The 23,732-nt window shown below is 71.7% G+C and carries 18 protein-coding genes, 1 tRNA gene and 1 pseudogene; 2 read left to right on the top strand and 18 right to left on the bottom strand.

Features of this window, described 5'->3' with window-relative positions; translation table 11 throughout:
- Positions 1–21: 21 nt before the first annotated feature.
- Both OHA89_RS23180 and OHA89_RS23175 read right to left on the bottom strand, forming a co-directional pair.
- Positions 22–414, bottom strand: a complete 393-nt coding sequence (locus tag OHA89_RS23180; protein ID WP_406366992.1) for a type II toxin-antitoxin system death-on-curing family toxin — start codon at positions 412–414, stop codon at positions 22–24.
- A gap of 253 nt (positions 415–667) precedes the next feature.
- The gene (locus tag OHA89_RS23175) at positions 668–2,122 is read right to left on the bottom strand and encodes an MFS transporter (protein ID WP_266609564.1); all 1,455 of its coding nucleotides are present in this window, start codon (positions 2,120–2,122) and stop codon (positions 668–670) included.
- 178 nt (positions 2,123–2,300) lie between these two features.
- On the opposite strand from OHA89_RS23175, the gene OHA89_RS23170 reads away from it, so the two are divergent.
- Positions 2,301–2,372, top strand: a tRNA-Cys gene (locus OHA89_RS23170).
- A gap of 116 nt (positions 2,373–2,488) precedes the next feature.
- On the opposite strand, the gene OHA89_RS23165 is transcribed toward OHA89_RS23170, so the two are convergent.
- The 13 genes and pseudogenes from OHA89_RS23165 to OHA89_RS23105 all read right to left on the bottom strand — a co-directional run bounded on the left by OHA89_RS23165 (position 2,489) and on the right by OHA89_RS23105 (position 16,962).
- Complete coding sequence (locus OHA89_RS23165) at positions 2,489–3,028, bottom strand: hypothetical protein (protein ID WP_266609563.1); 540 nt, start codon at positions 3,026–3,028, stop codon at positions 2,489–2,491.
- Positions 3,028–5,337, bottom strand: coding sequence for a hypothetical protein (locus tag OHA89_RS23160; protein WP_406366989.1), 2,310 nt, complete (start codon positions 5,335–5,337; stop codon positions 3,028–3,030). The genes OHA89_RS23165 and OHA89_RS23160 overlap by 1 nt, the downstream gene beginning before the upstream one ends.
- Positions 5,338–5,345: 8 nt before the next feature.
- The gene (locus OHA89_RS23155; RefSeq protein ID WP_406366987.1) at positions 5,346–5,771 is read right to left on the bottom strand and encodes a hypothetical protein; all 426 of its coding nucleotides are present in this window, start codon (positions 5,769–5,771) and stop codon (positions 5,346–5,348) included.
- A gap of 40 nt (positions 5,772–5,811) precedes the next feature.
- Positions 5,812–6,993, bottom strand: coding sequence for a type VII secretion-associated serine protease mycosin (mycP, locus tag OHA89_RS23150; RefSeq protein ID WP_406366985.1), 1,182 nt, complete (start codon positions 6,991–6,993; stop codon positions 5,812–5,814).
- 21 nt (positions 6,994–7,014) lie between these two features.
- Positions 7,015–8,439 (bottom strand): WXG100 family type VII secretion target, encoded by a 1,425-nt coding sequence (locus OHA89_RS23145; RefSeq protein WP_406366983.1) that lies wholly within the window; start codon positions 8,437–8,439, stop codon positions 7,015–7,017.
- Positions 8,439–8,918 carry a hypothetical protein gene (locus OHA89_RS23140; RefSeq protein WP_406366982.1) on the bottom strand — a complete coding sequence of 160 codons (480 nt, stop codon included), beginning with the start codon at positions 8,916–8,918 and terminating at the stop codon, positions 8,439–8,441. The genes OHA89_RS23145 and OHA89_RS23140 overlap by 1 nt, the downstream gene beginning before the upstream one ends.
- Positions 8,919–9,040: 122 nt before the next feature.
- Positions 9,041–11,341: a xanthine dehydrogenase family protein molybdopterin-binding subunit gene (locus OHA89_RS23135; protein ID WP_257559433.1), complete on the bottom strand. Its 2,301-nt coding sequence runs from the start codon at positions 11,339–11,341 to the stop codon at positions 9,041–9,043.
- 44 nt (positions 11,342–11,385) lie between these two features.
- A pseudogene (locus OHA89_RS23130) lies at positions 11,386–11,967 on the bottom strand ((2Fe-2S)-binding protein); the annotation flags it as partial.
- Between the two features lie 319 nt (positions 11,968–12,286).
- Complete coding sequence (locus OHA89_RS23125; RefSeq protein ID WP_406366980.1) at positions 12,287–13,159, bottom strand: hypothetical protein; 873 nt, start codon at positions 13,157–13,159, stop codon at positions 12,287–12,289.
- Positions 13,156–14,028, bottom strand: coding sequence for a xanthine dehydrogenase family protein subunit M (locus tag OHA89_RS23120; protein WP_215147366.1), 873 nt, complete (start codon positions 14,026–14,028; stop codon positions 13,156–13,158). Before OHA89_RS23120 ends, OHA89_RS23125 begins: the two co-directional genes overlap by 4 nt.
- Positions 14,029–14,285: 257 nt before the next feature.
- A complete protein-coding gene (locus OHA89_RS23115) occupies positions 14,286–15,941 on the bottom strand; it encodes a beta-N-acetylhexosaminidase (RefSeq protein WP_406366978.1) in 1,656 nt (551 codons plus the stop codon).
- Between the two features lie 146 nt (positions 15,942–16,087).
- The gene (locus OHA89_RS23110) at positions 16,088–16,372 is read right to left on the bottom strand and encodes a DUF3039 domain-containing protein (RefSeq protein WP_030010729.1); all 285 of its coding nucleotides are present in this window, start codon (positions 16,370–16,372) and stop codon (positions 16,088–16,090) included.
- Between the two features lie 29 nt (positions 16,373–16,401).
- Positions 16,402–16,962, bottom strand: a complete 561-nt coding sequence (locus tag OHA89_RS23105) for a YqgE/AlgH family protein (RefSeq protein WP_215147362.1) — start codon at positions 16,960–16,962, stop codon at positions 16,402–16,404.
- Positions 16,963–17,225: 263 nt separating this feature from the next.
- Between OHA89_RS23105 and murA the strand changes: the two genes are divergently transcribed.
- Positions 17,226–18,572: a UDP-N-acetylglucosamine 1-carboxyvinyltransferase gene (murA, locus tag OHA89_RS23100; RefSeq protein WP_215147360.1), complete on the top strand. Its 1,347-nt coding sequence runs from the start codon at positions 17,226–17,228 to the stop codon at positions 18,570–18,572.
- 321 nt (positions 18,573–18,893) lie between these two features.
- Here murA and OHA89_RS23095 read toward each other — a convergent pair whose 3' ends face one another.
- From OHA89_RS23095 to OHA89_RS23085, 3 genes are all read right to left on the bottom strand, one after another.
- Positions 18,894–19,175, bottom strand: coding sequence for an HU family DNA-binding protein (locus tag OHA89_RS23095; RefSeq protein WP_007264399.1), 282 nt, complete (start codon positions 19,173–19,175; stop codon positions 18,894–18,896).
- Positions 19,176–19,534: 359 nt separating this feature from the next.
- On the bottom strand, positions 19,535–20,938 hold the full coding sequence (locus OHA89_RS23090) for an NAD-dependent malic enzyme (protein ID WP_266609555.1): 1,404 nt from the start codon (positions 20,936–20,938) through the stop codon (positions 19,535–19,537).
- A gap of 436 nt (positions 20,939–21,374) precedes the next feature.
- Entirely contained in the window at positions 21,375–23,681 is a 2,307-nt protein-coding gene (locus OHA89_RS23085) for a UvrD-helicase domain-containing protein (protein ID WP_215147357.1), read from the bottom strand.
- Between the last annotated feature and the right edge of the window lie 51 nt (positions 23,682–23,732).

The raw sequence follows: 23,732 nt of genomic DNA, 5'->3' as shown, positions 1-23,732 counted from the left end.
CCTCGCGCGGTGCGGCGAGCGTCACATTGCTTCGTGCAGCGCCCGCAACCGCCCGGCGATCCGGCCGATGTCCCCCTCGTCTCCGGACGCCACGTCGATGACCAGCCCGTACGCGAGATCCTGGTCGACGCCGCCGGTATCGACGCCGTTCACGGCGAGAAAGGTGGCGGCGGCGAGCCAGGCCGTGCGCTTGTTCCCGTCGACCAGCGGGTGGTTGGTGGCGAGGCCGTGGAGCAGCGCGGCGGCCTGCTCGTACGGATCTTCGTACACGGGCGTCCCGAACATCCGAGCACGAGGCCGGTGCACGGCCGACTCGAGCAGCCCGGGGGCCCGCAGCTCGACGGGCTGGTCCTGGGCGAGGCAGGCGAGCCGGGCCAGGTCGAGCACTTCGACGAGGGTGAGGTGCCGGGTCATTCGCCGAGCCGCTTCAACAGCCCGGCATGCTGCCCGGCAAACCGCCCGGCGGCTCCCCCGACCCGCTGCCGCTCGGCGCCGGAAAGCCCGATGATCAGCTCGTCCCTACGGGGAGCCCAGCGGGGTCCTTTTCAGCCCCGCCGGCGTTTGAGGCGCGGGGGTTCGGGGGCAGCGCCCCGGTCCTTCAGCCCCGCCGGCGTTTGAGGCGCGGGGTCCGGGGCGGAGCCCCGGCAACGGCGCCGCACCCGCGCACTCACACCCCGCCTTCGGGAGCGTGCAGCCGGGTCGCGACCCACGCCCCGACCAACGCGACACAGGCCATCGGCAGAAACACGACGACGAACGCCCCAGGATGCGAAGCCGTGGCCCCCGAGGCAGCAACGGCATGGCCGGCCCCCACCGCACCACCCCCCAGCGCGGCGAACGCGGCGCCCCCGCAGGCCAGCAACACCACATTGGCCAGCGCATCGGAAATCTGCAGCGCGGCGGAGTTCGCCCCGGCCTCCTCCGGCGCCGACAGCTTCAGCAGCAGCACACTGGTGGAGCCGATCACCAGCCCCATCCCCAGGCACCCCACCGCCCAGGCCAGCGCCAGGGTCCACACCGGCACGGACTCGATCAGCACGGCGGGCGCCGCGGCGATGGCGAGGGCCACCATCACCATCCCGCCCACCATCAGCCGTTCCCGGTACGGAGCCATCCGCCCCTTCGACTGGACCCACGAGCCGCCCGCCCACGTCAGCCCGCCCAGCGCCAGCGAGAACCCGGCCAGCGTGGGGCTCAGCCCGCGCTGGGTGACCAGCATCAGCGGTACGAAGGTCTCCGCCGCGATGAACGACCCCGCCGCGACCCCGCGCAGCAGCACCACCGACGGCAGCCCGCGCCGCGCCAGGTAGGTCCCGCGCGGCAGCAGCCCCAGCACGGCGGGCACGAGCAGGGCCACGCCGGCCACCGCCGGCAGCAGCGACAGCCACCGCAGGTCCTGGGCGGCGTACTGGAGCAGCCCGGCGCCGACCGAGATGCCGAACGCCAGCCGGATCCGCCGCCGGTCGAAGGCGACGGGCGCCGCGTCCACCGGCCCGGAAGCGCTCCTGCGTATCTCGGGCAGGGCGACGACGAGGGGAACGACGACGAGGACCGGAATCCCGAGGAACACCCAGCGCCAGCCGAGGTGTTCGGTCACGGTCCCGGAGGCCAGCGGGCCGACGATGGACGGGACCACCCAGCTCGCGGCGAAGGCCGCCATGATCGCGGGCCGCAGCCGCTCCTCGTACGCCCTGCTGACCACCACGTACAGGGCGACGATCACCAGCCCGCCGCCGAACCCCTGCACGGCCCGGCCGAGTACGAACAGCCCCATGACCCCGGCGGTCCCGGAGACCACGAGCCCCGTGGCGAACGAGGCGATCCCCACGGTCAGCGGCCGCAACGGCCCCTGCCGGTCGGCCCACTGCCCTGACAGGACCATGCCGAACAGGCTGGTCGTGAAGTAGGCGGAGAAGGCGAAGGCGTAGAGCCCGATCCCCTCCAGCTCCCGCGCGGCGACGGGCATGGCCGTCCCCACGGCGGTGGCCTCGAAGGCGATCAGAAAGACGACGGAGATGATCCCGATGCTGAGCGTCCGGTACGCGGGCCCGAGGATCCCGCCCTGCGAGGGGGGCGGGAGCGGCGCGGCTATCTGGGGCACACGGGGTTCAAGGGCACTCATCGCCCCAGGGTAAGGGGCGTGCCCTGGTTTGGACCCTGTCAATTCGACGGATCCCGCCTAGTCCATCGGACCTAGGACCTAGAACCATGAACGCGGCATGGCAGTCACATTGCACCCGCCGCCCAACCCTTCCCCCACCCCCGGACCCCCCGTACGGTCGTGCACATCACCACCCCACAGCCGTGTGCCCGAGTGGTTGAGGGACTCGCCTGCAAAGCGAGTTACGCCGGTTCGATTCCGGTCACGGCTTCGCGGCAGGCCGCTCAGGAGAATCCTGAGCGGCCATTGCCGTGCCGGGCAACCGGCCCGGCGCGGGCCCGGCTGTTCCGGGTCCGCTCCGTGGCTGCCCAGCGGGCGTGCTCCCCGCTAGGCCCCGCAGCCTGTCTGCTGCTTGGCGGCTTCCAGGTACTTCGCCATGAGCGTGGTGAACACAGGGCGCGACGTGCCGGGCTTCATGTGCTCCACCGAACCCCCGAGGGTCAGCAGCAGCTCGAAGGAATCAGTGGGGCCATTGCAGGTGAGCGCGACGCGGGCACCCGTGTTCCACACGATGCCCTTGTCTCCCAAGGGCAGTGCATCCGCTGCGGGCTGGTTCGGATCGGTGGGCGGCCAGGTGAAGTGCTGGCCCAGTGGTTGGCGCGTGGCCGATACGAGGAGCCGCGGCTGGCCGTCGACGTCCACGTTGCAGGTTGCCGAGCGGCGGTCCGCCGACAGCTTGACGTCGGCCGGCGAGGTTTCGTTCACCGTCTTGCCGGGCCCCATCAGAGGCGCAAGATCGGTGGGCGTGAAAATGCCGAAGCAGGTGCGCTCCGGCAACCGGGGGGCAGGGGCCTTCCCCGCCTCCGCACAGCCGGCCAGCGCGCCCGCGGCGACGAGGATCGCTATGGAGGCATGAGCCGCGCGCATCAGGAGCCGCCGTTGGACGTGACGACCTGGCCTCGACCGACCGCATGCGCGTTGGCCGTCTCTGTCGACGCCACGCCCGCGAGGGCATCGATGGTCCGCTGGCTCATGCCCGTTCCCTCCACCGCCTTCCGAACCGATTGCGCCGCCGACTCGCCTGCCTCAGTCTGCGCATTCGTGTAGTCGAGCACCGCCTTGTGATCGGCCTCGCCCGTCTTCTCCGCTTGGTCCTTCTTGGCGCGCTCCACGACACCCTCCGTGATGTCCTCCTGGAGCCACTCCACGACGTCCCCGGCGAGCGGCACCATCTCCAGGTATTTACCACCGGCCGCGCTGATTCCGCGGTTGATCCACTTGGCGTTGTCCTCGACGCCCTTGACGTATTCCTCCGCCTTGTGTCCGTTCTCGGCGAACGTGCCTTCGGCCCGAGCCTCGGACAGGATGCCGGCGATCTGGCCGCCGGGGTGCACGACGCTCTTGATCGCCGCGTCCAGGTCCTCGTACTCGGTCCGGTGCGCGACGACGTCGTTGATGAGGGTGGTCGTGAACGCCCGCTGGGAGTTGGTGATGGCGCCGTACGCGTCCGGGTCCTGCCCCACCGCCCCGATGAAAGCAGCCATGTCGGCCTTGTGGAACTCGGCCATCACACCGTTGGCCTTGATCATCCGACTGCCGTTCTCCGCCGAGGCCTGCAGGTCCGGCATGTATTCGGCCGCCATCTGGCCGAAGTGGCCTGAGAGCCCCTTCAGCGGACCGTCCGGCTCGCCCGGCTTCGCGGCTACCAGTTCCGGCTTGTCGCCGATCTTCTCGACGACGCGTTCCATGACCGCCGTCATTTCCTTGGTGTGCGGCACCGGCTTCGCGTCCTCGTCGCCCGCCGCGCGGCCGCTCACCGCCGCCTCCAAGGCGCCACCGAGAGCCTCCTGGGCCGGGCCCGCTCCACCGTAGGGGTGGTCCGGGGTCCGGTCGAAGCCGTCGGCCCACGACTCCTTGTCGAGCATGTAGTCGACCATGCCCCGGGCCTTGCCGTGCTGGCCGTCCACGACCTTGTCGGCCGTGGTGACGATTCCGTCGCCGTTGCTGTCCTGGCGGACTGGCTCGTTGAAGAAGGCCGTCGCCGCGTCAGGGTTGTGGGACATCGCGTCCATCAAGCCCGTCAGCGGGTAGAAGCCCCGACTGCCGTCCTTGTCCTGGCTGAGCACTGTCTTCGGGTCGTACGGGGCCCCGTGCTCCCAGGCCTTCGGGTTCTCGCGGTCGAAGGCGACCATGTCCCGGCCGACCGAGGTCAGGAAGTCCTTGTCGTACTTGCCCTCGTGGAGCAGCGCGCCCAGCGCCTGGTAACCGTAGATCTTGCTGGTCAGATCGCCGGTGACCTGCATCTCCTTGCGGCCGGCCTTCATCAGGTCGGTCGTCCACGCCGCGTCCAGGTAGTTCGGCGAGCTCTTCTGCGTGGCAAGCCCCAGCATCGCGCCCATGTCGTTCTGGATGTTGCCGACCATCGCCAGGCGGTCCTTGCCCGCCTCGCCCAGGCTCGACGCGTCGATGGACAGCTTCGCGTACGCCTCAAGCGTGCCCTCGGGGCCGAGCTTGCGGTAGAAGTCCGTCGAGAAGTCGGCATCGTTGCGGTTGTCGTCGAGCAGGTCCTCCAGCTCGCGCAGCGCCTCGGGGTTGCGGGCCACCCCGCCCTGTTCCTTGCTGAGCTTCTTCATCAGCTCGGCCGCGCGGTCGGCCTGTTCGCCGTCCAGGGTGGTGTACTTCGGCGCGGTGAAGTTGTGGTCGTCCGAGACGTTGGCGCGCAATGCGCGGGCCAAGGAGTCGTCGGCGTCCGCGCAGTCCTCGACGAGCCGGTCCACCCTCACCTGCCAGGCTTTGCGGTTCTCTTCCTGCTTCCGCCTGAACTCGGGGTAGTCCGGGTCGTGCCGGGCCGCGTACTCGGTCTTCGGGTCCATCGGGATGGCCGAGACCTTGCCGGCCGCGTCCACTCGGAACCCGGCGGCAGGCGCCTCCTCGTCGACGGCCTTCTTCAGCGCGTCCCGAGCCGTCTTGATGGTGGTGTGGGCGTCGCTGAGGATCTGGTGGACGCCCTTGGCTTCCTTGGCCGCGTCCTCGAACTCCTTGGCCGTCTTGGCGACGAACTCCCGCCCCACGCTGGCGGTGACCCCGTTCCACTCGGCTTTGTCGGCCTTCACCTTCATGCCGTTGCGCGCCACCTCGGCCAGCTCGTCCAGCTTGTCGACCATCGCCTTCCAGTCGGTGACGGCCGTCTGGAGCTTGTCCAGGGGTGCGTGCATCACGTTCTCGTACGTCAGCATGCGGGCGCCTACTTGAGGTAAGAGTTGATGGCTGAAGCCGTGAAATCGGCTTGGAGTTGCTGCTCGTCCTTGGCGTGGGAGGAGAGCGAGTAGTTCAGCCCGTTGGAGATGATGGCGCAGGCGGACACGAGGGTCTTCACCTGGCTCTCCCAGAGGGTGTTCGCCTTGAGCAGCGCCGCCCCGCTCGCGAAGTTCTCCTTCGTGAGCGCGCCCGCGGCTTCGGCGGTGGCGGTCGCGGCGTGCTTGCCGTCCGTCTGCAGGCGGGTGTGGAGCTTGTACGCCTCGGAGCCGATGGCGCCGATGTGGTCCTGATTCAGATCGAGGTCGCCGCCGCCACCGCCGCCGCCCGGATCGACGGGGACCTGGTTGAGCCGCATGGAGACGTTGGCGGCGGCCGTGGCGCGTGCCGCCGACCACTCCTCGTCGAACGACATCGCGTGAACTCCCTTGTCAGGTGCGGTCAGCGGTAAGCAGCTAGCGGTTACGGCGTACGACGACGGCCGTGACGGCCCCGCCGATCAGCAGGCAGGCTCCCAGCCCGAGTGCGATCCAGGGAAGGAGGTTGCCGTCGTTCTTGTCTTCGGCGGCCTGGGGCGCCGGCTTGGGCGATGCCGAGTTGGGTGCCTTGCCGTCCGCCGAGGCCGAGGGGGACTTGGCCGCCTCCTCCGCCCCCAGGTCGGGCAGCGGCCACACGTTCGCCGGGCCGGGGTCGCCGGGGGTGGGGAGCGCGATGCGGGGGCGGACGACGCCGTAACCGACGAAGTCGTTGCGCTGGGAGCCGTCGGTCGGCTTGCCCGCGGTGTTCAGGAGGACCCGGAGCACCTGGTTGTTGGTCCAGTCGGGGTGCGCGGACCAGAGCAGGGCAGCGGAGGCGGAGGCGAGGGCGCTAGCCGCGCTCGTACCGGTACCCGTGCAGATCCCCGTCTTACCTGTACAAGCGGCGATGATGGCATTGCCTGGTGCAGACAAGTCGACCTGCGGCCCGTGCTGCGAAATCTTGAGGGCCTCACCCTGCGCGTCAACTGCACCCACACCGACGACACCAGGAGTCGCACCGGGGTATGCGATCTCGTTGGTCGAATCGCCCGAGTTTCCGACGGCAGCGAAGATCAACTTACCCTTGGAAAGGGCGTACTTAACCGCAGCAGCACGCTCTTGGTCATCCTCTGGCCTGCCCGGCCTGCCCTGAGAAATGTTGATGATCTTGGCATCGGAGTCTGCCGCGTACCGAATAGCAGCAGACCAAGACGGGGTCGTCGCCGCCTCCAGCATGTCAGGCACACGGATGGGGAGAATCTTGGCACCGGGTGCGAGCCCAAACGCGCCGTCCCCGCCAGGCCCCTTCCCCGTTCCCGCGATGGTTGCAGCCATACCCGTACCGTGATTTGTGAGGTCAGTACGCTCGTCCCCAGCGCTCCCGGTCACGAAGTCCTTACCGGCAAGCACTTGGCCCTCGAGCTCCGGCACTTTACCGATACCACTGTCGATCACGGCGACGGTGATGCCTTTGCCGGTACTGATCTTCCAAATTTCGTCGGCTTTCATGGCGTCGAGATGCCACTGCTTCGACCGCACGGTATCCGCGTGGGCCGGAGTCGCGGCGACCCCGGCCAGCAGCAGACCCACCAGGGCCGAGGTCGCCTTACGCATGCGCATCCCGTGCAATGTCCGTTCTGCTCAGTCGATCACCGGCGGAACAACACGACGGTTGCCCTGCCAGGTCTCTTCGTCCTCGGCCAGGTAGTCGGGGCGTTCACCCCCATGGTCATCGCGTCGGCCGCCCAGAGTGCGCGCACCCGCGCCAGCGTGGCCCATGGGACCCGCACCGACACCACCGGTGTTGTTCCGCACGAGACCCGAGCCGCCCTGGGTGAACGGCGTCGAGCGACCGCCCGTCGCAGGCTGACGCCCGCCGACGATACCTCCCGGCTCCGAGGCCAGCCGACGGCCCCCGGCCGGGCCACCCACGCCACCGTGGGCACCGCCCATGCCGCCGCCCATCGGTCCGTTCATGCCACGGCCGGCATGCCCAGCTTCAGTGCCGATGACCGTGCCGCGCGGAATGCCCGAGCTGGGGCCGGTGGGGTTCACCGGGCGGCCGCCCATGATGCCGGGGTCACGCGGGGGCAGGCCGATTTTGCCGAGGGGACCGTTCGTACCCGGGATCGGGCCTCCGGGCGGGAAGCCGCCGGGGCCGATGCCGGGGATCGTCTTCATGCCGCCGACCGGCGGCAGAGTCACAGGCGGGACGAGGCTAACGGGCGGGGGACCGCCGGGGCCTGTGGGCAGCGGGCCGGCGGGCGGAGTCGTCACCGGAGACAGGGGCGGATTCGGGAGCGTGGTGACGGTGTCGAGGTCCACGTCCACGTCCCGGTCCGGGGGCACCGGCACGGGCGTCGTCGTCGGGAAGGTGTTGTCCGACTGCGGCTGGCGTCCGGGGACCAAACCCGGTTCGTTCGAGCTGTCGCTGCTCGGCGGCGAATAGGACGCGTCCGTGAAGCCTCTGCGGTCGGGCGTACCAGTGCCGCTGGTGCCGCCGTCCCGCGCAACATCCTCATACGGGAGGTAGTCAGACGGAACGAACACCCCCGGCGGCGGCGGGAACGTCGGGATCTCCGCCTTGTTCATCTGCGTCGAGGACTGCTCGTACGACTCAGCAAGGGCCTTCATCAGCTTCACGGCCTCGGAGTGGTCCGCGTTCAGCTTCGAGTTCGCCTCTTGGCGGATCTGCTGCGAGTCCGGGTCGTTGTGGAACTTGCGGGCCGCTTCCAAGTTTGCGGCGGCGTCTGTGTCGTAGGCAGGCATCTTCGATGCCTCGACCATCTTCTGGACGGCGTCGGTCAGCCACTTGGAGCCCTCGGCGCTGTACTTGCTCAGCCGGAGCGTCGCGTTGCCCGCCCGGCCCACCCAGTCCTGGAAGGCGACGGCTGCTTCACCCTCCCAGCCGGTGACACGGTGGTTTTTGAGCTTCTCCGCGATCTTCGCGATGTCGTCGGAGGCCTTCTTGAGCTGCGCGGCCCTCGTCTTCGCCGTCTCCGGGTCCAGCGAGGCGATCATCGCCTTCAGCTGCTGGTGCGTGTAACCCTCGAAATCCGTCGCCATCAGATCGTACCGCCCGTCCCGTTGCCGCCATACGGGTCCCGGTCCGGAACGTAGCGTTCCTTCGCCTCCTTGGCGATGGCGGCCATACGACGCTTCGTCTCCTCGTCCACGTCCACGTAGCCCTTGCCCGCCGTCAGGATCGCGATGCCCAGGCCCTCGATCTGATCCGCCAACCCCTTCGAGAGCTTCTCCAGCTCCGTGATGACCGTCGTGTACGACTTGTAGAGGGCGTCGGCCTCGGGGAATCCCTTGCCCAGCGAGCCCTCGCGCAGGGTGCCGTGGGCCAGCTTCTTGTGGTCCGCGTCCGATCCGCTCAGCTCTTCGAGCAGGGCATCGACCATGCCCCTGTATTCCTTCAGCGTGTCATGCTCGATCTTCAGCGCCGCGGCCCTCGACTGCGCCGCCGCCTGCGCCCGGATCGAATCCGCCAGACCCGCCGTAAGGCCTGGTCCGAACAGACCTCCGTTGTCCTGTGCCACGATGGCCTCCCCGACTCCCCGTCCCCGTTCGCACGCGCGCGTACGCAATCTCACCGATCACTGTAGCGACCAGCACCGACAGCCCCAACTCCCGGGTTGCAGGTGCAATGCGGGTCACACGGTCACGAGTTGGGCGCTGCGACCGCCGCCGATGGCCGGATCGGGAGCCTGTTCACCGGGCGGCCCGTGGCCGATCGGACCGCCGAGGCTACCGCCGCGGGTGCCGTCACCACCGGGATCGCGCTCGCCGCCTTCGCGCCGAAGGGGGCCACCACGTCCCGTTCCTCGACCAGTTTGACGATGCGGACGGTCGGGGCGTCCAGCGACGTCGGCAGGGCGTAGCCCGTCAGGTCGGGGTGGCGGACCAGGCCGGAGACCGTGCGGAGGTTCTCCGTCAGGGCCGCGCCCACGCCCTGGGTGACGCCCGCCTCGATACGGGCTTCCAGCTGGCGGGGGTTGAGGACGCGGCCCACGTCCTGGGCCACCGCGAGCTCCACGACCCGTACCGAGCCCAGCTCGATGTCCACGTCCACCACCGCGCGGATCGCGCAGAAGGCGAGGCCCACGAAGGCGTCGCCCTGGCCGTCCGCGTCCAGGGGTTCCGTCGGGTGGGGGCGGCACTGGGCCGTCGCCCAGAGTTCCTTGCCTTCTATGGCCTCGGCGACCGTCATCGAGAAGGCGCCGTCGTACGACGTGATCCGGCCATCCGTGATCTGCAGCAGCTCCGTGGACATGCCCAGCTTGTGGGCCATCGGCTGGAGGAGCTGGGTGCGCACCATCTTGGCCGCGCGCTCCACCGCGCCGCCCGACACCCACGTGTGGCGGCCGTGCGCCGACGGGCCGGCCGGCGGCTGGTCGGTGTCGACCGGAGCCGTCGTCACCTCGTCGACGCCCAGCACCTCCTGGACGATCTGGCGGGCCAGCGTGGCGAAGCCCTGGCCGGTGTCGACCGCCGCGCAGATGACCGTCGCCACGCCGTTGACCACCTTCACGGTGGCCGTCGACACCTCGTCGGCGCCCTCCGCGCCCAGCATGTGCACCATGCCGACGCCGTACCCGACCCCGCGCCGCACCGCGCCCGGCTCGCCCGCGCCCTCGGGGCCGCCCGGCAGCAGCCACTCGTCCTCCGGGGTGTCCTTCGGGAGGGCGGGCAGCTCGAAGTCCCGTACCGCACGGACCAGTTCCGCCACCGGCGCCGGGCAGGTCACCGTCTGGCCCGTCGGGAGGAGGTCGCCCGTCGCCAGCGCGTTGCGCAGGCGCAGTTCGGCGCCGTCGATGCCCAGGGCGGCCGCGAGCTTGTCCATCTGCCCCTCGTACGCCGCGCACACCTGCATCGCGCCCTCGCCCCGGACGTGGCCCGACGGCGGGTTGTTGGTGCGTACCGCCCAGCCCTCCACGAAGGCGTGCGGGACGACGTACGGGCCGCAGGCGAAGGCCACCGCCGCCGCCAGGGACTCCGAGGACGCGTCGGCGTACGCGCCAGCGTCCATCAGGATCTGGGCCTCGACCTTGACCAGGCGGCCCTCCGCGTCCGCGTGGTGGCGGTAGCGCAGCAGGGTCGGGTGGCGGTGGGTGTGGCCGAGGAAGGACTCCTCGCGGGTGGCGGCCAGCTTGACCGGGCAGCCCGTGCGCAGGGCCAGCAGGCCCAGCGGCAGCTGGAAGGCGGCGTCCTCGCGGTCCGCCGTCGCGCCCGGCACGCCGGTGACGACGACCCGCACGCGGTCCGGTTCCAGGCCGAAGCAGGCGGCCGCCAGGTCGCGGTCGGTGTGCGGGTCGGTGGAGGCGGTGTACAGCTCCACGCCGCCGTCGGGCCGCGGCACGGCCAGCCCGGCCTCGGCGCCGATGGGCGCGGGGTCCTGGCGGCCGATCCGGTACAGGCCCTCGACGACGACCTCGCCGGTGGCCTCCGGGTCGCCGTAGCGGAGCGGGATGTGCCGGATCAGGTTGCCGTCGGGGTGCAGTGCGGGGGCGCCGAAGGACTGCTCGGGGTCGGTGACCGGGTCGAGCAGCTCGTACTCGACGGCGATCGCGGCGGCGGCGAGCCGGGCGGTGTCCGGGTGGTCGGCGGCGACGGCGGCGATGGGCTCGCCGTGGTGGCGGACGACGTCGTGCGCGAAGACCGGCCGGTCGGCGATGCGGCGGCCGTGCGTGGTGGCGCCGGGGACGTCGGCGTGGGTGACGACGGCGCGTACGCCGGGCATCTCGGCGGCGGCCGAGGTGTCGATGGAGAGGATCCGGGCGTGGGCGTGCGGGGAGCGCAGCACGGCGGCCCACAGGAGGCCCTCGGCCCACAGGTCGGCGGCGTAGGGGAAGGTGCCCTCGCTCTTGGCGCGGGTGTCGGCGGCCGGGACGGACGCTCCGATTCCGCTCGGTGCCCGCTGCTCGGCGGCCGCTGCCTCGGCGTCCGCCGCCAGGGCGGTCACCGTGGTGTTCACCGTTGTCGTCGCAGTCGCCGCGTCCTGCCCGCTCACGCCGTGCCTCCGTGGTGGATGCCGCCCTCGCCGGGCGCTGCCTGGTGCGGAATGCGGGGCTCCTGCGTCACCGGAGCGTGGGCTCCCTCGGCCGCCGTCGCCTCGCGCTCGGCCACGACCTCGCGCACGGCGTCGATGACCCCCGCGTAGCCGGAGCAGCGGCAGAGGTTGCCGCACAGGGCCTGACGGGTCTCCAGCTCGCTGGGGGCGTGATTGCCCTCCAGCAGGTCGTGGATGGTCATGGCCATACCGGGTACGCAGAATCCGCACTGCACCGCACCCGACCTGCACAACGCTTGCTGCACGTCCGAGAGTTCCCCGCCCGTCGCGAGACCCTCGACGGTACGGACCTCGCTCCCCGCGGCCGTCGCGGCGGGCACCAGGCAGGAGGCGACGAGCCGGCCGTCGACCTGCACGGCGCAGGCGCCGCATTCGCCCTGGGAGCAGCCGTCCTTGGCGCCGGCGAGGCCGAGGCGCTCGCGCAGCACGTAGAGCAGGGACTCGCCGATCCAGGCCCCGGTGACGGGACGGTCGGCGCCGTTGACGCGCAGGACGTAGGAGGCCTGCGGGTGCTCGTGATGGGTGACACGGGCGACGGCCTCGGCTGCCGCCTCGTCTTCTTCGTACGTCGGCACCTCGGCCGGGAAACCTCCGGCGGTGTCCTCGGCCGGGGGTGCCACAGCGATGTCGGCGGTGTCCCCGATCGGCGTGGACCCGGCCGGGATCACGGCGGGTGCCGGCCCGGCCCCGGCAAAGCCGTGCCCGTCCGTACCCCCGGGCTCCGCGAACGGCCCCTCGGACGGCCCCGCGAAGGGCCCCGTCTCGGCCACAGCCTCGGGCTCCGCCGCCTCGGGCTCCGGCTCCGGCTCGGGCTCCGGCTCCGGCTCCGGCTCCGCCTCAGGCTCGGCAGCCGCCTCGAGCCTCGTTCCGCCGAACAGATCCAGGCCGCCGGAAGCCACCGGGTGCGGCCGCTCCTCCTCGACCGGCATCGCCGCCGGACCGTGCGCGGCCTCGATGTCGTGCGGGGCCGGGTGCACCGGCTCGCCCGCCTCCGGGAGCGGGGTGCCCACGCCCGGGCCGCCCAGCACGCGCGGCCCGCGCCGCGGAGGGGCCGACCCCGGGCCCGCCGAGCAGCCGCTCGGCGGCCGCCGCGGAAGCCACGGCGTCGTCCGTGCCCGGCAGCATTCCCGGCTCCGGCTCCGGCTGCTGCGCCTGCGCCGCGTAGTCCGGGTGGTTGGCCCACGGCGCCGCGGCGCCGCCCGGCAGCGTCGCCGGGGCCTGGCTCCAGTCGGCGGCCCACTGCCCGGTCGACGAGGCCTCGTCGGGGAACCGCCACTCCGCCGTCGCCCCCGGATCCCGGTCCGGCTCCGGCTCCGTCTGAGCCTCCGGCTCCACCTCGGCGAACGCCGCGGCCACCGATGCCGGAATCGGGATCGAGGCCGGAATCGGCCCGCCGACCGGAGCCGGAGCCTGGGCCGCGGCCGGAGCCGATGCCCCCGCCTCCGGCCACTGCACCGGGATCGTCCACGTACCCGTGGCCGCCGGATCCGTGCTGGCCGAGCCGAGCGGCACGATCATCGGCGGCGGCACGTACCCGTGCCCGGGCGCGGCGAGGGGCTCGCCGGTCCCCAGCGCGTCCAGCATGTCCTGCGGCAGCTTCACGAAGGCCGTCGCGTCGGAGTCGTACTCGGCGCCCTGCGGCACCGGCTCCCAGCCCCAGCTCGCCGTACCGTTCCCCTGGGTCACGTTCTCGTTCTCGTTCCCGCTCATGAGGTCAGCGCCCTCCCCAGGGCCCTGCGCGCCAGCACGGCCACCGTCCGCCGCAGATGCAGTACACCGGGGGCCACCGGTTCCCCCTGGTCGGGCACGCAGGCGGCCGCGACGTACTCGCCGAAGGCCTCCAGTGCCTCGGGAGCCAGACTCCGCTCCCCGTCCCAGTCGATCAGAGAGGCCACCCACTGCTCGGCCTCCAGCGGGCGCAGCGGCATCGGGGCGACCGCCCCGATCGCGCAGCGCACGCCCCGGCGCGCGGGATCCAGCACCAGCCCCACGGACGCCACCGCGCGCCCCGGTCCGGTACGCCCCGTGGCCTTGAGGAACACCTGCGGCGCGTGCAGCAGCGGCACCCGGACGAAGCCGATCAGCTCGCCGGGCCGCAGCATCTCGCGGCCGGCCAGCAGGTGCGACACGGGGATCTCGCGCGATCCGGCCGGGCCGACGATGACGAGTACGGCCTCCAGCGCGGCCAGCACGGGCAGTGCGTCGCCCGTGGGCGCGGCGGTGGCGATGTTGCCGCCGAGGGTGCCGGCGTTGCGGATCTGCGGGGGCCCGGCGGCGCGCGCGGCGGCCGCCAGCGCGGGGATCAGAGCGGCGAAATCCGGCCGTCCCATCCGCGCGTGGGTGAGGCCCGCTCCGAGCAGCGCGTGGCCGTCCTGGTACTGCCAGCCGCGGATCTCGTTGATCCGCCCCAGGCCCACCAGCGCGGCGGGCCGCAGCAGCCCGGCGTTGACGGCGGCCATGAGGTCGGTGCCGCCCGCGACGGGCACGGCGGCGGGCATGGCGGTGAGTGCCGCCACGGCCTCGTCGAGCGAGGTCGGCAGCGTCACGGACTGCGCCGCCTGCGGTGCGTGCGTGGTCAACCCAGCTGCCCCTTCCCGATGTCCCGGTCCCGGCGCTCACGCCTGTTCCGCCGTACGGTACGTGCTCACCTCCGGGAGGTGGCAACTCTGGCACATCTTCCCGGACGCCCGGCGCGAGGGTAGGCCGGGCGCCCCCTCGCCCGCAGCCCGCCCCGGACGCTCCCTGCCCCGCCGCCGCCCGGACCCGCACACCTCAGGCCGATCGCCCGTTTTTCCCCGTATCACCAGAAATCCAGCCAGAGTTCCGGTTCTGGTTGTCACACGTTCGGGGGCGTTCCTTCCTTCGGCCGCCCGAGCACCCCCGGGCGCCGCTGCCACGGCAGCGGCCCGCCCGGTGGCCGGTAACCGACCCCGAGCGCGTCCAGCCGCGCGTAGTGCGCCGCCATCCGCGTCTCGAACCGGGCGAAGTCGCGCTCCTCCGGAGCGGGCTGCCAGGACCACACCACCTCGGCGAACGCCGCCAGCCGCGGGAACACCTGGTAGTCGACGCGGCCCTGGTCCTCCATCACCTCGGTCCACACGTTGGCCTGCGCGCCGAGCACATGGGCGGCCGCCTCGGGCGACAACTTCGGCGGAACCGGCTCAAACCGGTACACGTCCTCCAGTGTGCGGACGTACGCGATGGGCATCGGCTCCTCGGCTCCGCCCGCCTGCCGGTAGTCCAGGTAGACGTGCTGCTCGGGGCACATCACCACGTCGTGCCCCGCCTCGGCGGCGGCGATCCCGCCCCTGTACCCCCGCCACGAGGAGACGGCCGCCCCGGGCGCGAGGCCGCCCTCCAGGATCTCGTCCCACCCGATCAGCCGCCGCCCGCGTTCGGCGAGCCAGGTGTCGAAGTGCCGGATGAACCAGGACTGCAGCCCGTCCTCCCCGTCCACCCCCAGCTCGCGGATCCGCTCCTGCGCGGCGGCGGAGGCCTTCCACTGCGCCTTGGGGCACTCGTCCCCGCCCACGTGGACGAAGGGCGAGACCTCGGCGGGGAACAGCTCAAGGAGTTCCTCGAAGACCCCCTCGTAGAACCGCAGGACGGCCTCGGTCGGCGCGAGCACGTTCTCGTTGACGCCCCAGTCGTCCCACACCTCCAGCGCCGAGGTGTCGACCACGTCCGCGTTGCCCAGTTCCGGGTACGCGGCGATCGCGGCCTGCGAGTGGCCCGGTACGTCGATCTCCGGGACCACCCGGACGTGCCGCTCGGCGGCGTACGCGACGATCTCCCGGATGTCGTCCTGCGTGTAGTAACCGCCGTGCGGGGTCTCGTTCCACAGCGGCGAGGCCCGGTGGCCCCACCGGCTGCGCGCCCGCCACGCGCCGACCTCGGTCAGCCTCGGGTAGCGCTTGATCTCGACCCGCCAGCCCTGATCGTCCGTCAAGTGCAGGTGCAGCACGTTGAGCTTGTGCGCGGCCAGCAGGTCGATGTACCGGAGCACCCCGTCCTTGGGCATGAAGTGCCGGGCCACGTCGAGCATCAGCCCGCGCCACCCGAACCGGGGAGCGTCCGCGATCCGTACGTACGGCACGCTCCAGGTGCGGCCGGGCAGCGGGGCCTTGCGGTACACGTCGGGCCCCAGCAGCTGACGCAGCGTCTGGACGCCCCAGAACAGCCCGGCCTCGCTCGCGCCGGTCAGCTCGACGCCCGCCGCGTCGACGGTGATCCCGTACGACTCGGGCGCCGCCCCCTGCCCCTCCCCGGCCTCCGGGTCGATCCTGAGCCGTATCTCGGCGGCCGCGGCCGGCTCCGCGCCCGGCCCCGCGGCCGGCAGGCTCCAGCCGGTGGCGTCGCCGAGTTCGCGGCGCAGCCGGCGCGCGGCGCCCTCGCAGCCCGGCCCGGCGGCGAGCACCGGCTCGGGCCCGAACTCGAAGCGGAGCCCGCCCTCATGGAAATCGGCGACCCGGGGTGCGGGGATCAGGTCCATGCGTCAGCCCTTCGCAGCAGCCTGTTGCGCCCTGCGCAACGCCCGTTCCGCAGAGTGCTCGTCGCGCTGACCCTAGTACGCCGAAGGCCCCCGGGGTACGCCGATGCGCACCCCGGGGGCCTTGGTCCTGCGGCGGAAAGGCCGGACTACTTGTCCTTGCCGCCCTTGTCCTTGTCCCCGCCGGGGCCCATGGACTCGTAGATCTCCTTGCACATGGGACAGACCGGGTACTTCTTCGGGTCCCGGCCCGGCACCCACACCTTGCCGCAGAGCGCGACGACGGGGGTCCCGTCGAGCGCGCTCGCCATGATCTTGTCCTTCTGGACGTAGTGGGCGAAGCGCTCGTGGTCGCCGTCGCCGTGGGACACCTGTGGCGTCGGCTCTACGAGGGTCCCCGTACCAGTCCCGCGCTCGGGCTCAAGAGTGCTCATAAAAACCAGGGTACTGAACGCGGCGGTGGTCAGTTGAGCGACGGGTCGTCCGGATAGGTGGCCACCATCGCGAGGTCGCTGCGCTGGCGGCGCAGGACCGCCCGCCACAGCCGCTCGGGGTCCGGAAACGACACGTCACCGGGCTCGGAATCCACGACGTACCAGGCGCCGTCGCCCACCTCGTCCTCCAGCTGGCCCGGGCCCCAGCCCGAGTAACCGGCGAAGATCCGCAGCGAGCCCAGCGCCGCGGCCAGCAGTTCCGGCGGCGCCTCGAGGTCGACCAGCCCGATCGCCCCGTGCACCCGGCGCCAGCCGAGCGGGCCCTCCTCGCCCGGGATGACCGCCACCCCCAGGGCCGAGTCCAGTGCGACGGGACCGCCCTGGAAGACCACTCCCGGGTCGCCGGCCAGGGGCGCCCAGGGCAGCAGGATGTCGCCGACGCCCACCGGGGTCGGCCGGTTCAGGACCACGCCGAGGGAGCCCTGCTCGTCGTGGTCGAGCAGCAGCACCACCGCGCGGTCGAAATTCGGGTCCGCGAGGGCGGGGGTGGCCACGAGCAGCCGCCCTGTGAGGGAGGACACCTCGGTCATGCCGCCATGATCCCGCACAATCGCCCGTTGCGGGGACCCGGCGGCGAGATCGGATCGCCCGCAGCTCAGGGCGCACGGCAGCAGGAGGGAGGGCGCGCGGACGGCGCGAGCGGAACGCAACACTCCGCCATGTGGTGGGTACGGAGGGTGTTGTACCGAATTCATGACAGTTCCAGGGCCGCGTCAGCCATACAAACAAAGGGGTCGGGACCCTTACTCTTTTCCCTGGCCCCCTGCCCACCCCACTCCGGAACGCGAGATTCATGACCGGCACAGTCAGTGACGATGTACTGCTTGTCCACGGCGGCACCCCGCTTGAGGGCGAGATCCGTGTCCGCGGTGCGAAGAACCTCGTGCCCAAGGCCATGGTCGCCGCTCTGCTCGGCAGCGAACCCAGCCGGCTGCGCAACGTTCCCGACATCCGTGACGTCCGGGTCGTGCGCGGGCTGCTCCAGCTGCACGGGGTGACGGTCCGTCCCGGCGAGGAGCCGGGCGAGCTGGTGCTCGACCCGACCCACGTCGAGAGCGCGAACGTCGCCGACATCGACGCCCACGCGGGCTCGTCGCGCATCCCGATCCTGTTCTGCGGCCCCCTGCTGCACCGCCTCGGCCACGCCTTCATCCCGGGTCTGGGCGGCTGCGACATCGGCGGCCGGCCGATCGACTTCCACTTCGACGTGCTCCGCCAGTTCGGCGCGACCATCGAGAAGCGCGAGGGCGGTCAGTACCTGGAGGCCCCCCAGCGCCTGCGCGGCTGCAAGATCCGCCTCCCCTACCCGTCGGTCGGCTCGACCGAGCAGGTGCTCCTGACGGCCGTGCTGGCCGAGGGCGTCACCGAGCTCAGCAACGCCGCCGTGGAGCCGGAGATCGAGGACCTCATCTGCGTGCTGCAGAAGATGGGCGCGATCATCTCCGTCGACACCGACCGGACCATCCGGATCACGGGTGTGGACCGCCTCGGCGGCTACAACCACAAGGCGCTCCCGGACCGCCTGGAGGCCGCCTCCTGGGCGTCCGCGGCCCTGGCGACCGGCGGAAACATCTACGTGCGCGGCGCGCAGCAGCGTTCGATGATGACCTTCCTGAACACCTTCCGCCGGGTCGGCGGCGCCTTCGAGATCGACGACGACGGCATCCGCTTCTGGCACCCCGGCGGCCCGCTCAACGCCATCGCGCTGGAGACGGACGTCCACCCCGGCTTCCAGACCGACTGGCAGCAGCCTCTCGTGGTCGCCCTGACGCAGGCCTCGGGCCTCTCGATCGTCCACGAGACGGTCTACGAGTCCCGGCTCGGCTTCACCTCGGCGCTCAACCAGATGGGTGCTCACATCCAGCTGTACCGCGAGTGCCTGGGCGGCTCGGCCTGCCGCTTCGGCCAGCGCAACTTCCTGCACTCGGCGGTCGTCTCCGGCCCCACCAAGCTGCAGGGCGCCGACCTGGTCATCCCCGACCTGCGCGGCGGATTCTCGTACCTGATCGCGGCGCTGGCGGCCGAGGGCACCTCGCGGGTCCACGGCATCGACCTGATCAACCGCGGCTACGAGAACTTCATGGAGAAGCTCGTGGAGCTCGGCGCGAAGGTCGAGCTGCCGGGCGGCGACCTCGTCTGAGCCGTTCGCCGGCGCAGCGGTACCGGCCCGTCAGGCCGTCGGACCGTCAGAAAGCCCCCCTGAGGGCCCGCAAGGGCCTCAGGGGGGCTTTCTCGTGGCCTCAGAGGGCCCCTTGGTGCCTTGGGGCCCTCAACAGGCCGTGGGGCTCAGCAGGGCCCGTGGGCCGCAGCAGGCTCCTGGGGCTCGACGCATGCTCCTTGGGTTCGGCGGCAACCGCCGGGCCCGGCACGGCCGAAGGGCGGCCACCCCGCCGGGGTGGCCGCCCTTCGCCGTACTGCTGCCGTTCCAAAGGCCCGTGCGGCCTTCGGCGCCGGGGCAGGACTACTTGCCCTTGGCGGCTTCCTTGAGCTTGGAGCCCGCGGAGACCTTCACGCTGTAGCCGGCCGGGATCTGGATGGGGTCGCCGGTCTGCGGGTTGCGCGCGGTGCGAGCGGCACGGTGGGTGCGCTCGAAGGTCAGGAAGCCGGGGATGGTGACCTTCTCGTCGCCCTTGGCGACAATCTCGCCAACGGTCTCGGCGAGCGCGGCCAGAACGGCGTCGGCGTCCTTGCGGGTCACCTCGGCGCGCTCGGACAGAGCGGCCACCAGCTCACTGCGGTTCATGTTGTACTCCCGTGTTCAACTTGCCTTAGAGGCGTGAGATCGAAGCCGATGCTGCCAGGGCCCTCGGACAGTCCCCGGACCCGGGTCTGAACGTCAGACCCTCTCGCCCGGTTACGCATCCTGCCCCCACCAGCGGCGGGAAAGCCAATCCGGCACCCGCCGGGGTCACACGAAAAGCGCCACAGTCACCCCTCGGTGACGCTCCGTCCACGCCCTCGCCCGCACGCTGCTGCGGACCGCGGACCTCGCGGGCATCCCCGCAACCCTAGAGGCGGCCCGCACGGCCCGCATCTCGCGACGCGCCGGGATCAGGCGCCCGTGAGGGCCGTCACAGACGGCCCTCACGCGCCTCGAACCCCTCAGGCCGTGGTGGCGGCCTTGCGGACGGCTCCGGCGACGGCGCCGGCGACCTTGTCGTTGAACACGGACGGGATGATGTAGTTCGCGTTCAGCTCGTCCTCGCCGACGACGTCGGCCAGGGCGGTCGCCGCGGCCAGCATCATGTCGGTGTTCACCGTCCGGGACTGGGCGTCCAGCAGACCGCGGAAGACACCCGGGAAGACCAGCACGTTGTTGATCTGGTTCGGGAAGTCGGAGCGGCCGGTGGCGACGACGGCGGCGGTCTGACGCGCGACGGCCGGGTCCACCTCGGGGTCCGGGTTCGCGAGCGCGAACACGATCGCGCCTTCCGCCATCGCGGCGACGTCCTCGCCGGAGAGCACGTTCGGGGCCGAGACGCCGATGAACACGTCGGCGCCGACCACGGCCTCCTTCAGGGTGCCCGTGTAGCCCTCGGGGTTGGTGTTGTCGGCGATCCAGCGCAGCGGGGAGTCGGGGGCCGCGTCGACGAGGTCGGGGCGGTCCGCGTGCACGACACCGTGGATGTCGGCGCTGACGGCGTTCTTGACGCCCGCCGCGAGGAGCAGCTTGAGGATGGCGGTGCCGGCCGCGCCGGCGCCCGACATGACCACCTTGACGTCGCCAACTGCCTTGCCCACGACGCGCAGTGCGTTGGTGAGCGCGGCGAGCACGACGATCGCCGTGCCGTGCTGGTCGTCGTGGAAGACGGGGATGTCCAGGGCCTCGCGCAGCCGGGCCTCGATCTCGAAGCAGCGCGGCGCGGAGATGTCCTCCAGGTTGATGCCCGCGAAGCCGGGGGCGATCGCCTTGACGATGGCGACGATCTCGTCGCTGTCCTGGGTGTCGAGGCAGATCGGCCAGGCGTCGATGCCGGCGAACCGCTTGAAGAGGGCCGCCTTGCCCTCCATGACGGGCAGCGCGGCCATCGGGCCGATGTTGCCCAGGCCCAGCACGGCCGAGCCGTCCGTCACGACTGCGACGGAGTTGCGCTTGATGGTGAGGCGGCGCGCGTCCTCGGGGTTCTCGGCGATCGCCATGCACACGCGGGCCACGCCCGGGGTGTAGATCATCGAGAGGTCGTCACGGTTGCGGATGGGGTGCTTGGACGCCATCTCGATCTTGCCGCCGAGGTGCATGAGGAAGGTGCGGTCGGAGACCTTGCCGAGGCTGACGCCCTCGATCCCCCGCAGCTTCTCGACGATCTCGTCCGCGTGCGCGGTGGAGGTCGCGGCGATGGTGACGTCGATCCGGAGCTTCTCGTGGCCGGAGGCGGTCACGTCGAGGCCGGTGACCGAGCCGCCGGAGGACTCCACGGCGGTGGTGAGCTGGGAGACCGCGGTTCCGCTCGCGGGCACTTCCAGGCGGACCGTCATCGAATACGAGACGCTGGGCGCCGTTGCCATGGCCGTGTTCCTCTTCTGTCCCTGGTTCGCTGTACACACAGGGCCCGGCACACCGCTGGCGTGGCAGGACCTGTTGTCCGATCGTCCCACCTACCCGCCGGTACAAGGTAACCAGCTACAAATTTCGGAAGAACACTTCCACCATACGAGATATCGGGGGTCCGCGGAATGGTGGGTCCATACAAAACAGGTCCGCGCCCCCCACTGAGTGGAGGGCGCGGACCTGGTGATGCATACGTATAAGACACCGACCCGCCATGCTCGCCTCGCGGCAAGTGGTCGCTCTAAGCGACGAAGGTTGGGCCCGGGGGCTTGGATCGAGTCGGTGCCTTCACCAGGCTAACAAAGGATCGCCGAATGCGGTCCCCCTCCCGGCAGCCGGTTCCGCTCACCACGCTCCTGGCCGCGGACCATACGGCCGTACGGCCGGGAGACCTTACGGAAGCAGCAGTTCCGGCACCCCGGACGCGTCCGGCTTGTCCCGCCCCGCCGAGACCACCGTGAGCTGCTGCGTCGCGCGCGTCAGCGCCACGTACAGCACCCGCAGGCCCGCCGGGGACTCGTCCGCGATCTCCGCCGGGGAGACGACCACCGTGGCGTCGTACTCCAGGCCCTTGGCCTCCAGGCTGCCCAGCGCCACCGCCCGCTCGCCGAGGTCGGCGAGCCAGCCCGCGGCCTCCGCGCGCCGGTCCATGGCCACGACCACGCCCACCGTGCCGTCCACCTGCTCCAGCAGCCTGCGGGTCTCCTCCCGCACCGCCGTGCCCAGATCGCCCTTCGCGGCCGTGAAACGGGGCTCCAGGCCCGTGGAGCGCACCGCCGACGGCGGCTCCATGCCGGGCATCGCCAGGCGCAGCACCCGGGAGGCGACCTCGGCGACCTCCGCCGGGTTGCGGTAGTTCACCGTCAGCGTGAAGCGCCGGCGCGGCCGGGACCCGAGGGCCTCGTCGCGGGCCGCGGCCGCCTCGTCCGGGTCGGTCCACGAGGACTGCGCCGGGTCGCCGACCACCGTCCACGTGCCCGTCCGGCCCCTCCGGCCCACCATCCGCCACTGCATCGGCGTCAGGTCCTGGGCCTCGTCCACGATGACGTGCGCGTACTCGGTGCGTTCCGCCGCGAGCCGCTCGGCCCGCTCCCACTGGGTCTCCTCGCGGGTCGGCATCAGCTCCTCCAGCCCGCTGAGCTGGTCCAGCGGGTCCATCTCCCGCCTGCGCTTGGGGCGCGCGGGCGCGCCGACCAGCTGGAGGAGCTCGTCCAGCAGCGCCACGTCGTGCACCGACAGGGGGCCCTTGCCGTCCGGGCCCAGCCGGCGCAGGGAGCGCGCCAGCTGGCGGGTCTCGCGCGGGTTGAGGTCCCGGCGCGACCAGCGGCCGAGCTTGCGCTCGTCGGCCATGGCGGCGAGCACCGTGCGCGGGGTCAGCTCGGGCCACCAGGCGTTCAGGAAGCCGATGAAGTCGTCCTCGGTGGAGATGTCCTCGTCGAAGGCGGAGCGCAGCTCGGCGGCCAGCTCCGGGTCGCTGTGCCGGCCGGCGCCGCCGGACTTCGCGTACAGCGCGTCGAGCAGCAGCTTGCGGGCGCGCGGGCGCAGCATGTTGACGGGGGTGGTGGCGCCGAGGATGTTCTGCCGGATCCGGTTGAGCTCGTCGGCCTCCAGCTCCTGGCGGCGCCCGAAGGCCACGACCCGCAGCCGGTCGGGGGCGTTGCCGAGCTCCAGGGCGCCCCGTACGGCCTTGCGCAGCACCTTCAGCATCCGCGAGGAGCCCTTGATCCGGGCCACGGCCGGGTCGTCGTACGTGGTCGCCTCGGCGCCGTCGACCAGCGAGCCCAGCGCCCGGATGGCGACCTGGCCCTCCTCGCCGAGCGAGGGCAGCACGCCCTCGGTGTACGCGACGAGCAGCGGGGTCGGGGAGACGATCAGGATGCCGCCGGAGTAGCGGCGCCGGTCCTGGTAGAGCAGGTAGGCGGCGCGGTGCAGGGCGACGGCGGTCTTGCCGGTGCCGGGCCCGCCCGCGACCTCGGCGACGGAGGCGGCGGGGGCCCGGATGACGAGGTCCTGCTCGGCCTGGATGGAGGAGACGATGTCCCGCATGGAGTGCGTACGGGCCCGCCCGAGCGCGGCCATCAGGGCGCCGTCGCCGATGGCGGGCAGCTCCTGCCCGTCCAGGAACGCGGTGACCTCGGGGCGCATCAGGTCGTCCTCGACGCCCAGCACCTTGCGGCCCTTGGAACGGATGACGCGGCGGCGCACGACGCGGCCGGGCTCCTTGGGCGTGGAGCGGTAGAACGGCGCGGCCGCCGGGGCCCGCCAGTCGATGACCAGCGGCGCGTAGTCGGAGTCCAGGACTCCGATGCGGCCGATGTGCAGCGTCTCGGCGATGTCGGCGGTGAGGTCCTCCCGGATCGCGTCCTCGGCGGGCGAAACGGAGGTGTAGGCGCCGTCCGCGCCGCGCTCCCCGTCCTTGCCGAGCACCAGGTCGATGCGGCCGAAGAGGAAGTCCTCGAACTCGTTGTTGAGCCGGTTCAGGTGGATACCCGCCCTGAAGACCTGCGCGTCGCGCTCGGCGAGGGCACCGGGGGTGCCCACCTGACCGCGCTTGGCGGCGTCGTTCATCAGGAACTCGGCCTCGTGGATCTTCTCCTCGAGGCGTGTGTACACCCGGTCGAGATGCGTCTGCTCGACCGCGATCTCCCGATCTCGGACGGAATCCGCCGTGCTGTCGACAGCGGCATTCTGCGCGGCCACCAAGGCCCCCTTCTGACGTGCATGGGCGACCGTCAACCGTACGCGAATCGG

The organism is Streptomyces sp. NBC_01546 (assembly GCF_045208355.1).
GTDB lineage: Bacteria > Actinomycetota > Actinomycetes > Streptomycetales > Streptomycetaceae > Streptomyces.
Note: the sequence above shows the minus strand (reverse complement) of the source record. Positions and strands in the feature narration are given on the sequence as shown.

Bases quoted from the DNA above. Each gene is read 5' to 3' on its own strand.
- OHA89_RS23180 (WP_406366992.1), bottom strand. From the start codon at position 414: ATGACCCGGCACCTCACCCTCGTCGAAGTGCTCGACCTGGCCCGGCTC.
- OHA89_RS23175 (WP_266609564.1), bottom strand. From the start codon at position 2,122: ATGAGTGCCCTTGAACCCCGTGTGCCCCAGATAGCCGCGCCGCTCCCG.
- OHA89_RS23165 (WP_266609563.1), bottom strand. From the start codon at position 3,028: ATGCGCGCGGCTCATGCCTCCATAGCGATCCTCGTCGCCGCGGGCGCG.
- OHA89_RS23160 (WP_406366989.1), bottom strand. From the start codon at position 5,337: ATGCTGACGTACGAGAACGTGATGCACGCACCCCTGGACAAGCTCCAG.
- OHA89_RS23155 (WP_406366987.1), bottom strand. From the start codon at position 5,771: ATGTCGTTCGACGAGGAGTGGTCGGCGGCACGCGCCACGGCCGCCGCC.
- mycP (WP_406366985.1), bottom strand. From the start codon at position 6,993: ATGCGCATGCGTAAGGCGACCTCGGCCCTGGTGGGTCTGCTGCTGGCC.
- OHA89_RS23145 (WP_406366983.1), bottom strand. From the start codon at position 8,439: ATGGCGACGGATTTCGAGGGTTACACGCACCAGCAGCTGAAGGCGATG.
- OHA89_RS23125 (WP_406366980.1), bottom strand. From the start codon at position 13,159: ATGAGCGGGAACGAGAACGAGAACGTGACCCAGGGGAACGGTACGGCG.
- OHA89_RS23115 (WP_406366978.1), bottom strand. From the start codon at position 15,941: ATGGACCTGATCCCCGCACCCCGGGTCGCCGATTTCCATGAGGGCGGG.
- OHA89_RS23110 (WP_030010729.1), bottom strand. From the start codon at position 16,372: ATGAGCACTCTTGAGCCCGAGCGCGGGACTGGTACGGGGACCCTCGTA.
- OHA89_RS23105 (WP_215147362.1), bottom strand. From the start codon at position 16,962: ATGACCGAGGTGTCCTCCCTCACAGGGCGGCTGCTCGTGGCCACCCCC.
- murA (WP_215147360.1), top strand. From the start codon at position 17,226: ATGACCGGCACAGTCAGTGACGATGTACTGCTTGTCCACGGCGGCACC.
- OHA89_RS23095 (WP_007264399.1), bottom strand. From the start codon at position 19,175: ATGAACCGCAGTGAGCTGGTGGCCGCTCTGTCCGAGCGCGCCGAGGTG.
- OHA89_RS23090 (WP_266609555.1), bottom strand. From the start codon at position 20,938: ATGGCAACGGCGCCCAGCGTCTCGTATTCGATGACGGTCCGCCTGGAA.